This is a genomic window from Streptomyces sp. NPDC044704 (assembly GCF_056433525.1).
Genome location: NZ_JBWKGY010000005.1, coordinates 157,193 through 172,283, shown reverse-complemented (window position 1 = coordinate 172,283; position 15,091 = coordinate 157,193). Strand labels below are relative to the sequence as shown.

Here is a 15,091-nt window from a genome sequence, read left to right as displayed (position 1 = left end):
CACGATGCAACTCCACGACGTCTGGTTCGTACTCATCGCCGTCCTGTGGACCGGCTACTTCTTCCTGGAGGGCTTCGACTTCGGTGTCGGTGTCCTCACCAAGCTGCTCGCCCGTGACCGCACGGAGAAGCGGGTCCTGATCAACACGATCGGGCCCGTCTGGGACGGCAACGAGGTCTGGCTCCTCACCGCCGGCGGCGCGACCTTCGCGGCCTTCCCCGAGTGGTACGCCACGCTCTTCTCCGGTTTCTACCTGCCGCTGCTGATCATCCTCGTCTGCCTGATCATCCGTGGCGTCGCCTTCGAGTACCGTCACAAGCGGCCCGAGGACAAGTGGCAGACCAACTGGGAACACGCGATCTTCTGGACCTCGTTGATCCCCGCCTTCCTGTGGGGCGTGGCCTTCGCCAACATCGTGCGCGGCGTGAAGATCGACCAGGACATGGAGTACGTCGGGAGCTTCCTGGACCTGATCAACGTCTACTCGGTCCTGGGCGGTCTGGTCACCCTCACCCTGTTCACCTTCCACGGCGCGGTGTTCACCTCGCTCAAGACGGTCGGTGACATCCGGGACCGCTCGCGCGCACTGGCCACCCGGCTGGGCGTGGTCACCGCGCTGCTGGCGCTCGTCTTCCTGATCTGGACCCAGGTCTCGCGCGGTGACGGCTGGAGCCTGATCGCGATGGCCGTCGCGGTGGCTTCCCTGGTCGGGGCCCTGGGCTGCAACCTGGCGGGCCGCGAGGGCTGGTCGTTCGCGCTCTCCGGCATCACCATCGCCGCCGCCGTCGCGATGCTGTTCCTGACGCTCTTCCCGAACGTCATGCCGTCCTCCCTGGACGACGCCTGGAACCTCACGGTCACCAACGCCTCGTCCAGCCCGTACACACTGAAGATCATGACCTGGTGCGCCGGAGTGGCCACGCCGCTCGTCCTGCTCTACCAGGGCTGGACGTACTGGGTGTTCCGCAAGCGGATCGGGACGCAGCACATCGTCGACGCGCACTGAGGCGTCGGCGGCTCCCTCCGATGCCCGACTCTCCTGCCCGACCTGCCGAGGGGATGTTTCACGTGAAACCGATCGACCCGCGCCTGCTGCGGTACGCCCGCTCCACCCGCCTCTTCCTGGGGGCGGTGGTGCTCCTCGGGCTCGCCGGAGCGGGGCTGGTCGTCGGTCAGGCGATGCTCATCGCCGAGATCGTGGTCGGTGCCTTCGAGGAGGGGCTCGGCGCGGGGGCGCTGCGCACACCGCTGCTGCTCCTCGCGGCGGTGGCCCTGGGGCGCGGCCTGGTCGCCTGGCTCACGGAGCTGGCCGCGCACCGCGCCGGTGCGGCGGTCAAGTCCGAGCTGCGGGTGCGACTGCTGGACCGGGCCGCCGACCTGGGGCCCGGCCGGGCCGGCGGTCAGCGGACCGGTTCGCTGGTGGCACTGGCCACCCGGGGCGTGGACGCGCTCGACGACTACTTCTCCCGCTACCTGCCCCAGCTGGGGCTCGCGGTGGTCGTTCCGGTGGCGGTCCTCGCCCGGATCGTCACCGAGGACTGGGTGTCGGCGGCCATCATCGTGGTGACCTTGCCGCTGATCCCGCTGTTCATGATCCTGATCGGCATGGCCACCCAGTCCCGGATGGACCGCCAGTGGCGGCTGCTGTCCCGGCTGTCGGGGCACTTCCTGGACGTGGTGGCCGGACTCCCGACGCTGAAGGTCTTCGGGCGCGCCAAGGCCCAGGCCGAGTCCATCCGCAAGATCACCGACGACTACCGTCAGGCCACGATGCGGACCCTGCGCATCGCCTTCCTGTCGTCGTTCGCGCTGGAGCTGCTCGCGACGCTGTCGGTGGCCCTGGTCGCGGTGACCATCGGCATGCGGCTGGTCCACGGCGAACTCGACCTCTACACGGGACTGGTCATCCTGATCCTGGCGCCCGAGGCGTACCTGCCGCTGCGGCAGGTGGGAGCGCAGTACCACGCGGCGGCCGAGGGACTGGCCGCGGCGGAGGAGATCTTCGAGGTTCTGGAGACCCCGCTGCCCGCTCCGGGCGGCGCGGCCCCCGTGCCGGACGCGGACCTGCGCATCGAGTTCGACGGGGTCGAGGTGCGGTACGAGGGCCGGAGCGCGAGCTCGCCCGGACCCGTCTCGCTGGTCGTCGAACCGGGTGAGTGCGTGGCCCTCACCGGGCCGAGCGGAGCGGGCAAGTCCACGCTGCTGAACGTGCTGCTGGGCTTCGTCACGCCGACGGCCGGACGGGTCCGCATCGGCGCCGTCGACCAGGCCGAACTGTCCCTGGAGCAGTGGCGGGAGCGGGTCGCGTGGGTGCCGCAGCGGCCGCACCTCTTCGCGGGGACCATCGCCGAGAACGTACGCCTGGCCCGGCCCGGGGCCCGCGACGAAGACGTGGAAGCGGCCCTCCGGGACGCCGGGGCGTGGGAGTTCACGGCCGCCCTGCCGGGCGGGGTCCACACCCCGCTCGGTGAGGGCGGCGTCGGCCTGTCGGCGGGACAGCGGCAGCGGCTCGCGCTGGCCCGCGCGTTCCTGGCGGACCGGCCGGTGCTGCTGCTGGACGAGCCGACGGCGGCACTGGACGGGGAGACCGAGGCGGCCGTGGTGGACGCCGTACGACGCCTCGCGGTGGGCCGGACCGTCCTGCTGGTGGTGCACCGGCCGGCGCTGCTGGCAGTGGCCGACCGGGTGGTGGCGGTGGGCGAAGGCGCAGGGGAGCCCGCCGGACCGATGGCCGCCCGGACCGCGGAACCCACGCCGGCGCCGGTTGCCGACCCCGGGGAATGGATCCTCGGGCCCACCGCGGAACGGGCCGCGGCGGGCGCCGCCGCCGACGCGGCCGGCGGTGATCCGCTGCGCCGGGTACGGGCCACGGCAGCGGCATGGCAGGGCAGGTTCCGGCTCGGGCTGCTGCTCGGAGCGCTGGCCGTCGGGTGCAGCGTCGGACTGATGGCCGTGTCGGGGTGGCTCATCTCGCGGGCCTCCGAGCAGCCGCCGGTGCTCTACCTGATGGTGGCCGTCACGGCCACGCGCGCCTTCGGCCTGGGCCGTGCCGTGTTCCGCTACGCCGAGCGGCTCGTCTCGCACGACGCCGTCCTGCGGATGCTGGCCGACCTGCGGGTCTCCGTGTACCGGCGGCTGGAGCGGATCGCCCCCGCCGGACTGCGCGAGCAGCGCCGCGGGGACCTGCTGTCCCGGCTGGTCGCCGACGCCGACGCCCTCCAGGACTACTGGCTGCGCTGGCTGCTCCCGGTCGGCACCGCGCTGCTCGTCGGCACCGGATCCGTGGCGTTCACCGCCTGGCTGCTGCCCGAGGCCGGAGCGGTGCTCGCGGTCGGCCTCCTCTCCGCAGGCATCGGAGTCCCCCTGGTCAGCGGTGCCTGCGCGCGGCGTGCAGAGCGGCGGCTCGCGCCGGCGCGGGGCGAGCTCGCCACCCACGTGGCCGACCTGCTGACGGGTACCGCCGAACTCACCGTCGCCGGGGCCCTGGCCGGGCGCAAGGACCGGGCGCGGGAGAGCGACGGGGTGCTGACCCGGATCGCCTCGCGCGGGGCCTTCGCCACGGGGCTCGGCAGCGGGCTGTCCGCCCTGGTGTGCGGGCTGACCGTGGTGTTCGCCGCCCTCGCCGGCGCGGCCGCCGTCGCCGGAGGCCGGCTCTCCGGGGTGGCCATGGCGGTGGTAGTCCTGACCCCGCTCGCCGCCTTCGAGGCCGTCAGCGGACTTCCGCTCGCGGTCCAGTACCGGCAGCGGGTGCGCCGCAGCGCCGAACGGGTCTACGAGGTCATCGACGCGCCGGTGCCCGTCGTGGAGCCGGCCGAGGCACTCGAAGCGCCTGCCTCCCCCTTCCCCCTGCGGCTGACCGGCCTCGCCGCCCGCCACCCCGGGCAGGAAAGGGACGCCCTGCACGGCACGGACCTGACCCTGGACGCCGGCCGGCGCGTCGCGGTGGTCGGCCCCTCCGGTTCGGGCAAGACCACGCTGGCACAGGTCCTGCTGCGGTTCCTGGACCCGAGCGACGGCACGTACACCCTGGGCGGGACCGACGTACGGGGCCTCGACGGCGACGACGTACGCCGCATGGTGGGCCTGTGCGCCCAGGACGCCCACCTCTTCGACAGCTCGGTCCGCGAGAACCTCCGGCTGGCCCGGCCCGGCGCGAGCGAGGAGGAGCTGCGCGAGGCGCTGGCGGCGGCCCGGCTGCTGGAGTGGGCCGAGGGACTTCCGGACGGTCTGGACACCCTGGTCGGTGAACACGGGGAGCGGATCTCCGGCGGTCAGCGGCAGCGGCTGGCCCTGGCCCGGGCGCTGCTCGCGGACTTCCCCGTCCTCGTCCTGGACGAGCCCGCCGAGCACCTGGACCTGGCGACCGCGGACGCCCTGACGGCGGACCTGCTGGCCGCGACCGAGGGCCGGACCACCGTGCTCATCACGCACCGGCTCGCCGGACTGGAGGCGGTGGACGAGGTGCTGGTCCTGGACCGGGGCACGGTCGTACAGCGCGGCGCGTACGCGGAGCTGGCCGTCGCCGAGGGCCCCCTGCGCGGGCTCCTGGACCGGGAGCGGCAGGCCGACGGGGCGCGGGCCGGCCTCGGCTGAGGGCGGGTCCGGCCCGGCCCCGGGTGGCGCGTTCCGCACGCTGCGACTTTCCCCACCAAAGGGGACTAACTAGGCTCAAGGTCATGTCAGCCCAGGAGTCTCAGGAAGCACCGGAACCCACGCGCGGAACACCGGACCCGCTGGAGGCCGCCACCCAGGCCACCCGGAGTCTGCAGGGGCTGTCCACCGAGCTGACCGCTCGGGTTCCGCAACTGCTGGAGGCCATGCGTTCGGTCGGGACCGGCCTCGAACTGCACTCCACGCTCGACCGGATCTGCGAGACGGCCGCCGAGCTCGCCGACGCCCGCTACGCGGCGATCGGCGTCGTCGACACCGAGGGACGCGGCCTCTCCGACTTCGTCACCTTCGGCGTCAGCGGCGAACTGGCCCGGAAGATCGGACACCGACCGGACGGGAAGCGCGGCCTGCTCGGCGCGCTGATCTCCCATCCCGACACCGTCCAGCTCACCGATCTGACCAAGGATCCGCGATCGGCCGGGTTCCCGGCGCACCACCCGCCCATGAAGACGTTCCTCGGCGTACCGATCCGGGTGCAGGGGGAGATCTTCGGCAACCTGTACCTCGCCGAGAAGAACGGTGGCGGCGAGTTCAACGACTACGACGTCCACATGGTCCGGGTACTGGCCACCGAGGCGGGCATCGCCATCGGCAACGCCCGGCTGTACGAGGCCGCCACCCAGCGCGAGCGCTGGATCGACGGCTCGGTGGCGGTCACCACGGCCCTGCTGTCGGGCGGCGACGCGGACGACGCCCTCGCGGTGGTGGCCGAACAGGCCCGCAGGCTGGCCGACTCCGCCGCCGGGATCGTGATGCTGCCGGCGGAGGAGGGCGGAATGGAGATCGTCGCCGTCTCCGCCGACAACCCGGCGACCTCGCTGGGGGTGGTGATCCCGGCCGAGAGCCCGGTGGTGGCCCGGCTGATGGAGGGCGAGCCGGTGTTCGTCGAGGACGCCTCCGGGGACCCGCGCATGATCAGCCGTCTGACCAGCCAGTACGGACCCTGCATGATGCTGCCGTTGCACAGTGGCGGGCGGGTGCTGGGCGCGCTCGTGACCCCGCGGGCCCGTGGCGAGAGGCCGTTCACCGAAGCGGAGCGGACCCTGGCGACCCAGTTCGCCTCGCAAGCCGCCCTCGCGCTGATGATGGCCGAGGCGCAGCGGGACCGGGAGCGCCTGGCCGTGTTCGAGGACCGCGACCGGATCGCCCGTGACCTGCACGATCTCGTCATCCAGCGGCTGTTCGCCACGGGGATGATGCTGGAGGGCGCCCAGCGCAGGTCCATCGTCCCGGAGGTCAGGGACGGGGTCGGCAAGGCGGTGGACGAGCTGGACGTGACGATCCAGGAGATCCGCACCGCGATCTTCGCGCTCCAGCAGGGCCCTGCGGAGGCGCCGTCGGGGCTGCGCACCCGGGTGCTACGGGAGATCAACATGGCTGCCGTGCCCCTGGGCTTCAAGCCGGCCCACCGGTTCCTCGGCCCGATCGACGCCGTCGTCGGCGAACTGGTCGGCAAGAACTTGATCGCGGCCCTGCGCGAAGCCCTGTCCAACGCGTTCCGGCACGCGGAGGCGTCCCGGATCGAGGTGGTGCTCGACTCCACCATCACCCTGGCCGACGGGCGGCCCGGGGTGCGGCTGGAGGTGGCGGACGACGGAGTGGGCATCCCGGAGGGAGGGCGGCGCAGCGGACTGCGGAACCTGCGCCGACGGGCCGAATCGCTGGGCGGGACGAGCTCGTACGGGCCGGGCATCGGAGAGGACGGGGGCGGGACCACCGTCCTGTGGGAAGCCCCGCTGTAAGACCTGGTGCCGTGACTAGTGCTGGTGGTGCGCGGTGCGTTCGGAGAGGATGCGCTCGATGACCACGGCGACGCCGTCCTCGTTGTTGGCCACCGTCCGCCCTGACGCGGCCGCGATCACGTCCGGGTGGGCATTGCCCATGGCGTACGAGGTACCGGCCCAGCGGAGCATCTCCACGTCGTTCGGCATGTCTCCGAAGGCGACGACCTCGGCGGGCGAGATGCCGCGCTCGGCGCAGCACAGGGCCAGGGTGCTGGCCTTGGAGATGCCGAGGCCGCTGATCTCCAGCAGGGAGGTCGGGCTGGAGCGGGTGATCGAGGCGTACGAGCCGGCCACCGAGCGTGCCAGGGCCAGGAACTCGTCCGGGCCCAGCTCGGCGTGGTGCGCGAGCACCTTCAGCACGGGTGCCGCGCTGCCGTCGAGCTCCTCGCCGAGCAGCTTCTCGGCGGTGGCCACGGTGGCTCCCGGGTCCTGGAAGAACGGCGGGTACATCGGCTCGTAGTTGATGCCGCTGGTCAGCTCGACGGCGAAGGACGTGCCGGGGGCGGCGGCGCGCAGGGTGTTCACCACCGTCATCGCGGTGGGCCGGGGCAGCGCCCGGACCTGTACGAACTCTCCCCCGGCGCGGAGGTCGACGACGGCGGCGCCGTTCGCGCAGATCGCCAGGCCGTGGCCGTGCACGTGATCGCTCACCACGCCCATCCAGCGGGCCGGACGGCCCGTGACGAAGAAGACCTCGATCCCGGCTTCCTCGGCGGCGGCGAGCGCGGCGACCGTGCGGAGCGAGACGGATTTGTCGTCGCGCAGCAAGGTGCCGTCGAGGTCGGTGGCGATGAGCCGGGGTGCGGGGGTTGGCCCGTCCGGGCGCTGAGGAGCCGAGGTCACGGACCCATCTTCGCCCATCGGCCCCGAGCGGCCGACCAGGTTCGGCTGGAGATGTTTCACGTGAAACCGGCGGCCTTCCGGCGATGTTTCACGTGAAACACGCCTCCTGCTTGGCTTCGGGGTGGGGCGGACGATGCGTGAGGTGCGGTTGTTGCACGCGTCGCCGTAGGCTCGAACCCATGAGTCTGCGTCTGAGCACTGTGATCCTCCCGGTCCGCGCGTGGCACGAAGGGGGCCGCGACCAGTGGCAGCGGGCCGAGCGGCTCGGGTTCCACACCGCCTACACCTATGACCACCTGACCTGGCGGACCTTCCGTGACGGTCCCTGGTTCGGTGCGGTGCCCACCCTGACCGCCGCGGCCGCGGCCACCGAGTCGATCCGCCTGGGCACGCTGGTCACCTCGCCGAACTTCCGGCACCCGGTGACCCTCGCCAAGGACCTCATGACGCTGGACGACATCTCCGGCGGGCGCATCACCCTGGGCATCGGGGCGGGCGGCAACGGCTTCGACGCGGTCGCGCTGGGCCAGGAGGAGTGGAGCCCGCGTGAGCGTGCGGACCGCTTCGCCGAGTTCGTCCCGCTGCTGGACCGACTGCTGACCGAGAGCGCCGTCACCCACCACGGCACCTTCTACTCCGCCGAGGAGGCGCGCAGCATCCCCGGCTGTGTCCAGCGGCCGCGTCTCCCCTTCGCCGTCGCCGCCACCGGCCCGCGCGGGGTGAAACTCGCCGCGCGTCTGGGCCAGGCCTGGGTGACGGCCGGTGACCCGAAGGTGTTCCAGGGCACGCCCGAGCAGTCGCTGGAGGCCATCCGCGGCCAGGTGGGCAAGCTGGAGAAGGCCCTGGCGGAGATCGGGCGGGAGTCCGAGACCATCGAGAAGGTGCTGCTGACCGGCTTCACCCCGGAGCGCAGCACGATGCTGGAGTCCGTGGACGCCTTCGTCGACTTCGCCGGACGCCACCGCGATCTGGGGTTCACGGAGATCGTCATCCACGCGCCCATCCCGGACTCCGACTTCGCCGCGGACGAGGCCGTCTTCGAGAAGATCGCCACGGAGGCGCTCGGACAGCTGGGCGGCTGACACCGGCGCCCCGTCCCCGGATCCGGCCCCGCCCCGGGCGGGTGAGGATCCGGGGACTACGCGCGCGTGGGGTCAGGACCTCAGGTTCGTGAGGGACCGCTTCGCCTGCGGCAGAATCCACTCCGGGACGACGTCTTCGGGCAGGGCCTTGATCTCCTCGACGAACGCCGAGATGCGGGCGGCGCCCGCCTCCGGCCGCCCGAGCTCCTGCTCGGTCCAGGCGGCGTTGTTCAGGCACTGGAAGCGGCCCAGAAGGTAGCCGGTGCCGAGGTCGTCGTAGACGGCGGAGGCCCGTTCCCACAGGAAGATCTGCTCCAGGCGCAGGGCCTCGATCCGGGCCGGGCTCAGCGCGCCGGGAGCCTCGCCGTCCGGGTCCTGCCCCGGCTCGGCGTCGCCCTGCTCGTCCCGCTCGGCGTCGTCCTGCTCCGCGTCGTCCGCGTCCGGTGCGTACTCGTCCTGCTCGGCCTGTTCCTGCGCGGTGACCTGCCGGTCCAGGATCTGGGCCAGCTGGTGCCAGGTCTGCGCCAGCTCGGAGCGCAGCTCGTCGGCCTGCGGATCGGTCGCCAGCGCCGCCTCCAGTACCCCGGCCGCTTCGTCCATCCGGAGCCGGGCGGTGTCCACCGCCGCCTCGTCGATCCGTTCGCGCAGGCCCAGCCAGGCCAGCGAACGCAGGATCCGGACTTCGGCGACCGCGGCCCCGCCCGCCTGCCGGTGCAGTTCCAGGGACCGCCGGTACGCGGCGACGGCCTCCTCGACCAGCCCCGCGTCGGAGAGGCAGTCGGCGGCCGACTGGGCGAAGCCCGCCTGCGGACGCTGGTCCTCCCAGCCCGTCACCAGCTCGGCAGCCCGCAGGTACTGCTCCGCCGCGGACCGGGACTCGCGCAGTTCCCGCAGCAGATCGCCCAGGAACTCCCGCGCCGCCACGGCCTGGCCCTCACCGTGCTCCAGCAGGTCGGGCAGCGTCGACTGGAGGACCTCCGCCGCGTCGGCGTTGCGGCCGTCCTGCGCGTAGGCGCGGGCCAGCACCAGACGGGCCTGTGCCCCGCCGTCGGCGGTCAGGCCGGCCTGGTCGAACCAGTGGGCGGCCGTCAGCGAGTGCTCGGCCGCCTCGGCGGCGGCGTCGGGCCGGTGCAGCAGGATGTCCGCGAGGGTGAGGCGCACGACGCCCTGCTGCTCGGAGTCCGTCACCTCCGCGGAGTGCTCCAGCGCCTCGCGCGCCGCTTCCTCGGCCTCCCCGGGCCGCTCCAGCGACCTCAGGACTCCGGCGCGCAGCACGAGGGGATCCACCGCCTGCCAGGGCCGGCCCGCCTCGACGGCCCGGACAGCGGAAGCGGCCAGGAGGGGCAGGGCGCGCTCGGTGTCCCCCTGCGCGAGGGCGACCCGGGCCAGCATCTCCTCGGCCTCCGCGACCAGGTCCGGCAGCGCGTCGCCCGGCGCGGCGTCCTCTCCGTACGCGGCGACGAAGGCGGTCAGCCCCTCGGCCGGCAGCGCGTGGCCGCCGTCGTGGTCGTGCGGGTGCCCCTCTGCGTGGGCGTGTTCCCGCGCCGCCTCGACGGACCGCAGGTACGGCTCCAGGCGGAGCGCGGCCAGTTCCGCGAGCGCGATCCGGCGGGTCCGCATCCGTTCGGCCGGGTCCAGGGCCCCGGCGGCCCGGGCGGCCGTCGCCAGCAGGGCGCGGACCTCCCCCGGCTCCGCCCCGGCCCCCGCGGCCACACTGGCCAGCCGCAGGTCCGCCAGGGCCGCCCGCTCGGGCCTGCCCAGGGCCAGGTACCCGTCCCGGACTTCCGTCAGGAGCCGGGCGGCGTCCTCGGCGCCGGCCCGCGCCGCGGCCAGGGCGTGGTGGTCGGCCACGTCCGCGGCCACCAGCGGATCCAGCTCCGCCGGGGGGAGCGCGGCCGCCCGTACGGACACCTCGGACCACAGCGCGTCCGCGCCCGGGTGCCCCAGGTCGCGCGCGTGCCGGGCCCGCTCCACGAGCTCGGCGAAGCCGGAGCCGGAGGCCGCCGCCGGGACGTGCGCGGCCGCGGGCGCCGGGGGGACGGCCGCGGCCGGCCGCGGCAGTGCGGCGCTGCGCACTCCGAGCGGCAGGACGCCGACGAACGGCGCCTGTTCGATCCGGGCCAGGAACCGTTCCGAGACGCGGGTGGTGCCGTTGCGGACGTCGAAGCGCTCGGCGATGTGCAGGGCCTCGGCGCGCAGCATCCCGTGCAGCTCGTCCACGGTGCGCGCGGAGCCGTCGTACGGCACGGTCCGGTCGGCGCCGTGCCCGAGTTCGGACAGCCGCCGCAGCAGGACGAGGACCCCGCCGTAGAAGTCCATCTGCGTCCTGACGTCCGCGAGGGCCCGCAGATGGGTGGCGTGTTCGGCGAGGATCTCCACGCCGCGCGCCTCGTTGCCGGTGAGGGCGCAGAACTCGATGTGCTGGCCGATGGCGCGCAGCAGGCCCTCCTTGCCGCGTGCCATGCGGTATCCGCGCAAGTGGTGGGAGCGGGCGTCGTCGGCGCGGCCGAGGCGCAGCAGCGGGCGCAGCGACCGGGCGAGGACCCGGTGCGGCTCCTCCATGCAGGTCTGTCCGCCGTTCAGCACGGGTTCCCAGATCCCGATGGCCTTGGCGTCCTCGCCCCGGCCCGCCCAGTAGGAGCCCTGGGAGTTCGTCTCGCAGGCGTGGCAGTCGCTCATCCGGTCGCGGTCGGCGGCCCGCCACCGTTCCATGGCCCGCTCGGCCCGCTCGTCGTCGCCGATGGCGTCCGCGAGGAAGTACTCGGACTGGCGTACGGCGCGTTCGCTGTAGCCGGCGATCCGGTAGCGCTTCTCCATGTCGTCGAGGTAGCCGGTGACGGCGGAGAGGGGGACGTCGGGCGAGTTGATGATCTGGCCGGACACCCACTTGAACCGCCAGAAGAGCGAGTGGGTGTCGCTCGCGTCGAAGGCTCCCGGATCGCGGTCGTACTCCTGGAGCAGACGGGCGAACGGAACCACCATCCGGGTGCGTTCGGAGCTGTACTCGTAGGCGTCGATCTGGGTGATCAGGGCCTGGCGGAACACGTCGGGGTCGCCGCAGACCTCGGCGGCGGCGGTCAGGGCCTCTGCCTGCGCGTTGCGCGCGGCGCCCTCGGGCAGGCGGTGGTTCTCGTAGAGCGCCCGCCGGATCTCTTCGGCCGTCATCGTGCTCACTGGGCGTCCTTCGGGGTCTCGGCGGAGTGGGTCGCCCATTCCAGGAGCCCGAGGAAGGCCCGGTTGAGCAGGGTGGAGTCGGCGGGCCGCAGCGGCCGCTGGGACATGAGCAGCGCCTGCCCGTAGAGGGATTCGACGGCGGTACCGGTCAGGGTCTCGTCGGGCAGGCCCGCGATGCGCCGGATCAGCGGGTTGTTGTGGTTGAGGACCAGGCGGGCGCGCGGGCCGGAGCCGCGCAGCGAGCCGAGGATGCCGCTCCACAGGCTGTCGGCGTTGTCGAGCGCGGCCGTCCGGTCGCGTTCCTGGCGGGCCTGCCGGTCGTCGAGGTAGAGCGCGGGCACGGAGACCGGCTGGAAGGCGCGCAGCACCACGTCGCAGCTCTGGGGCTCCAGGCGGGTGCGGGCGGTGGACAGGAAGGCGGTGAGGGCCAGTTCGACGCCGGTGGGGACCGGGTCGAGGCGCTCCGTGACGGCGCCCGCGTCGAGTTCGGTGACCTTGAGGTCGGGGCGTACGGAGGGCAGCAGGGCGAGCAGGTCAGCGTCGTAGGTGTAGCCGGCGTTGATGACGCCCAGGCCGTGAGCCGCCGCGATCGGTGCGATCTGGCGGAACTCCTCGACGGTGTGCGTGAAGTGGATGTCGCTGTGGGCCGCCGCGAACTCCTCCAGGCTCATCGAGCCGTCGCTGGTCTCGAAGGGCAGCCACGGCAGCATCAGCCCGAGCAGCTCGGCGTCGTGCCGGGCCAGGGACTTCACGCCGAGGTGATGGACGCTCAGGAAGGCCGCCAGACGGTCCGGTTCGCTCGCGGCGAGCTCGGCCAGCCAGGTACGGACGCGGGCGCCGAGGGCTTCGCGTACGGCGGCCAGGGTCTCGTTGTCGTACAGGTTCTCGCGGGAGGCGGTGGGCCGCAGCGTGTCCGTGTCCAGGACGACGCGGACGAAGAAGGCCCAGTCGGGCAGCAGGTTGTCGGCCTGGTCGGTGAGCAGCATGCCCTTGAGGTGGACGCGGTGTCCGGCCCGGTGGGCGGGGCTGGTCGGTTCGGGCAGGACGTACGCGACTCCTCGTACTCCGGCCACGGGCAGGTCGAGGTCGATGCTGTCGAGCGGGGTGAAGCCGAAGAGCCGCGCGCAGTGGCCGGCGAGGGCGACGCGGCGGGCGGCGGGGGTGGGGAAGGGACGGTCCCACACGGCGGGCCGGTCGGTGACCGGACGCGGGGCGCCGCCTTCGCCGTCGTCGAAGGTGATGTCGTAGGGCAGCAGGGAGCCGTAGTCGCGGGCGAGCCGTTCGACCCTGGCGGGCTCGGTCCACTCCTCGGAGCCCGGTCGGCCCTCCAGGTGGACGGTGGTGCCGGGCTCCGGGCGGGCGTCGTGGGGGAGTTCGCGGACGGTGTAGGAGCCGTCGTCCGTGGCCAGCCACTCGACGGGGGGTGCCTGGGGGTCGCGGGCGGAACGGGTGATGACGCGGATCTGCCGGGCGACGACGAAGCAGGCGAGCAGTCCGATGCCGAACTGGCCGAGGAATTCCTGGCGGGTGGTCTCCAGTCCGTGCTCGCCGCCGCGCTTGGAGCTGCGGCCGATGGTGGCGAGGAGGGAGTGGGCCTCCGCGGCGGTCAGGCCGATGCCGGAGTCCTCGATCGTGACCCGGCCGGCGGAGGCCGACAGCCGGATATGGACGCGTGCGCCGGGTTCGTGGGCGTGGCGGGCGGTGACGGCGTCGACGGCGTTCTGCAGGAGCTCGCGGACGTAGACGCGCGGGCTGGAGTAGAGGTGGTGGGACAGCAGGTCGACCAGGCCGCGCAGGTCGACCTGGAAGCTGTTGACGGGGGCCTCGGAGACGGGGGCCTCGGATACGGAGGCCTCGGAACCGGCCGTGGAGCCGGAAGACGGGGATGTGGACGACGTCATGAGGCGTCACCTCGCTTGCTCGCATGGGGTGGTCGGCGATCGCGAGGTACCCCCCCTCACGGATCCCGGAGTGAGGAACAGAGTAGGGGGATGATCCGACAATTCCGCTGTGAATTGTGCTGCCCCGGCTCCTACGGGAAACGCAGGAACCGCGGCGGTACGGCGTCCGCCAGCCACACCCCGTTGGCGCTGATCCGGAACACGTGCCCGGCCGCCCGCATCGCGCCGGCGTCCACGGCGAGCACCACGGCCCGGCCCCTGCGCGCGCCCACCCGCGTCGCGGTCTCCCGGTCGGGCGAGAGGTGCACGTGGTGGCGGGCCATCGGGCGCAGGCCCTCGGCGCGGATGGAGTCCAGGGCCGAGGACACGGTGCCGTGGTACAGGTACGCCGGGGGTTCGGCCTCCGGCAGTCCGAGGTCGACCGCGACGGTGTGGCCCTGGCTGGCCCTGATGCGGGTGCCGTCGACGGCGAAGCGCTGCTTGTCGTTGGCGGCGACCACGTGGTCGAGCTCCGCCCGGCTGAAGGGGAATCCGTGGGCCGCGGCCGCGCCGAGGAGCTCGTCGATCTCGACCCATCCCTGCGGGTCGAGCACCAGTCCGATCCGTTCCGGCTGATGCCGCAGGTGTTTCGAGACGTATTTGGACACCTTCACGGTGCGTCTGTCATCCATGTCCCCAGCGTGCCGCCTCGGGCCGGGCTCCGGCAGCGATTTTTCGACCGTGCCGACGTGTGGACCACCTCTATCGCTCTTCCAAGATACGGAATACATTTTCCGCTGGACTGCTGCCCAGAGGGAGAAAACATGACACGACAGGCTTCACTGCTGCGGCGCTCGGCGGCCGAACTCATCGGCACCGCGGCACTGCTCGTGGTGGTGATCGGCTCCGGGATCCAGGCCGCCGCCCTCAGCCGCGACACCGGTGTCGCCCTCGTCGCCAACTCGCTCGTCTCGGCCATCGGCCTCGGGCTGATCATCACCCTGTTCGGGCCGCTGTCCGGGGCGCACCTCAACCCGGTGGTCACCCTCACCACCTGGTGGGCGCGCCGTACCGGGGGCGACGGGCTCGACGGCCGGGAAGCCCTGGCCTACACCGCGGCCCAGACCGCCGGGGCGATCGGCGGCGCCGTCCTCGCCGAAGCCATGTTCGGCCGGACCCCGGGAACCTTCGCCACCCAGGTCCGCGACGGCGGCCACCTGCTGGTCGGTGAGATCGTCGCCACCGCCGGGCTGGTCCTGGTCATCCAGGGGCTGGGCCGCATCGGCCGCGCGAAGCTGATCCCGGCCGCGGTCGCCGCGTACATCGCCGCCGCGATCTGGTTCACCTCCTCGGGCTCCTTCGCCAATCCGGCGGGCACCGTGGGGCGGGCCTTCAGCGACTCCTTCACGGGCATCGCCCCGCGGTCACTGCCCGGATTCGTCGCCGCCCAGCTGCTCGGAGGTGTCCTCGGACTGGCCCTGGCCACCCTCCTCTACGGCCGCGAGCACCGCACCGGGGCGCGGGACTCCGCCCAGGACGGGCCGGCCGCCGCGGTGGAGCGGGCCGGGGAGGAACCGGTGGCCGATATACCGCGCACCGGACCCGCGTTCGAGGCCGTCGTCTGAGGCTCCATCCACGTTGCCCACAGGAAAACGCG

Annotated in this window: 9 protein-coding genes; 5 read left to right on the top strand and 4 right to left on the bottom strand. The window is 73.1% G+C overall.

Going from position 1 to position 15,091, the window contains the following annotated elements; all coding sequences use genetic code 11:
• Positions 1–4 precede the first annotated feature (4 nt).
• From cydB to AC07B0_RS14630, 3 genes are all read left to right on the top strand, one after another.
• Positions 5–1,006, top strand: a complete 1,002-nt coding sequence (gene cydB / locus AC07B0_RS14640) for a cytochrome d ubiquinol oxidase subunit II (RefSeq protein ID WP_467295963.1) — start codon at positions 5–7, stop codon at positions 1,004–1,006.
• Positions 1,007–1,068: 62 nt separating this feature from the next.
• Complete coding sequence (gene cydD, locus AC07B0_RS14635; RefSeq protein ID WP_478898279.1) at positions 1,069–4,593, top strand: thiol reductant ABC exporter subunit CydD; 3,525 nt, start codon at positions 1,069–1,071, stop codon at positions 4,591–4,593.
• 83 nt (positions 4,594–4,676) lie between these two features.
• Entirely contained in the window at positions 4,677–6,413 is a 1,737-nt protein-coding gene (locus AC07B0_RS14630; protein ID WP_478898277.1) for a sensor histidine kinase, read from the top strand.
• 15 nt (positions 6,414–6,428) lie between these two features.
• On the opposite strand, the gene AC07B0_RS14625 is transcribed toward AC07B0_RS14630, so the two are convergent.
• Positions 6,429–7,316, bottom strand: a complete 888-nt coding sequence (locus AC07B0_RS14625) for a Cof-type HAD-IIB family hydrolase (RefSeq protein ID WP_356876245.1) — start codon at positions 7,314–7,316, stop codon at positions 6,429–6,431.
• 161 nt (positions 7,317–7,477) lie between these two features.
• Here AC07B0_RS14625 and AC07B0_RS14620 point away from each other — a divergent pair, with 161 nt between their 5' ends.
• On the top strand, positions 7,478–8,380 hold the full coding sequence (locus tag AC07B0_RS14620; protein ID WP_356876061.1) for an LLM class flavin-dependent oxidoreductase: 903 nt from the start codon (positions 7,478–7,480) through the stop codon (positions 8,378–8,380).
• Positions 8,381–8,452: 72 nt separating this feature from the next.
• On the opposite strand, the gene AC07B0_RS14615 is transcribed toward AC07B0_RS14620, so the two are convergent.
• The 3 genes from AC07B0_RS14615 to AC07B0_RS14605 all read right to left on the bottom strand — a co-directional run bounded on the left by AC07B0_RS14615 (position 8,453) and on the right by AC07B0_RS14605 (position 14,126).
• Positions 8,453–11,554, bottom strand: a complete 3,102-nt coding sequence (locus AC07B0_RS14615) for a tetratricopeptide repeat protein (protein ID WP_478898275.1) — start codon at positions 11,552–11,554, stop codon at positions 8,453–8,455.
• The gene (locus AC07B0_RS14610) at positions 11,551–13,455 is read right to left on the bottom strand and encodes an HSP90 family protein (protein WP_478898273.1); all 1,905 of its coding nucleotides are present in this window, start codon (positions 13,453–13,455) and stop codon (positions 11,551–11,553) included. Before AC07B0_RS14610 ends, AC07B0_RS14615 begins: the two co-directional genes overlap by 4 nt.
• A gap of 131 nt (positions 13,456–13,586) precedes the next feature.
• A complete protein-coding gene (locus AC07B0_RS14605; protein ID WP_478898271.1) occupies positions 13,587–14,126 on the bottom strand; it encodes an RNA 2'-phosphotransferase in 540 nt (179 codons plus the stop codon).
• A 132-nt stretch (positions 14,127–14,258) separates the two neighbouring features.
• Between AC07B0_RS14605 and AC07B0_RS14600 the strand changes: the two genes are divergently transcribed.
• The gene (locus AC07B0_RS14600) at positions 14,259–15,059 is read left to right on the top strand and encodes an aquaporin (RefSeq protein ID WP_478898269.1); all 801 of its coding nucleotides are present in this window, start codon (positions 14,259–14,261) and stop codon (positions 15,057–15,059) included.
• The last annotated feature ends 32 nt before the right edge of the window (positions 15,060–15,091 follow it).

Excerpts from the sequence above, each read along its gene's own strand:
- AC07B0_RS14630 (WP_478898277.1), top strand. The coding sequence starts at position 4,677 with ATGTCAGCCCAGGAGTCTCAGGAAGCACCGGAACCCACGCGCGGAACA.
- AC07B0_RS14600 (WP_478898269.1), top strand. The coding sequence starts at position 14,259 with ATGACACGACAGGCTTCACTGCTGCGGCGCTCGGCGGCCGAACTCATC.
- AC07B0_RS14610 (WP_478898273.1), bottom strand. The coding sequence starts at position 13,455 with ATGACGTCGTCCACATCCCCGTCTTCCGGCTCCACGGCCGGTTCCGAG.
- cydB (WP_467295963.1), top strand. The coding sequence starts at position 5 with ATGCAACTCCACGACGTCTGGTTCGTACTCATCGCCGTCCTGTGGACC.
- AC07B0_RS14620 (WP_356876061.1), top strand. The coding sequence starts at position 7,478 with ATGAGTCTGCGTCTGAGCACTGTGATCCTCCCGGTCCGCGCGTGGCAC.
- AC07B0_RS14625 (WP_356876245.1), bottom strand. The coding sequence starts at position 7,316 with ATGGGCGAAGATGGGTCCGTGACCTCGGCTCCTCAGCGCCCGGACGGG.
- AC07B0_RS14605 (WP_478898271.1), bottom strand. The coding sequence starts at position 14,126 with ATGGATGACAGACGCACCGTGAAGGTGTCCAAATACGTCTCGAAACAC.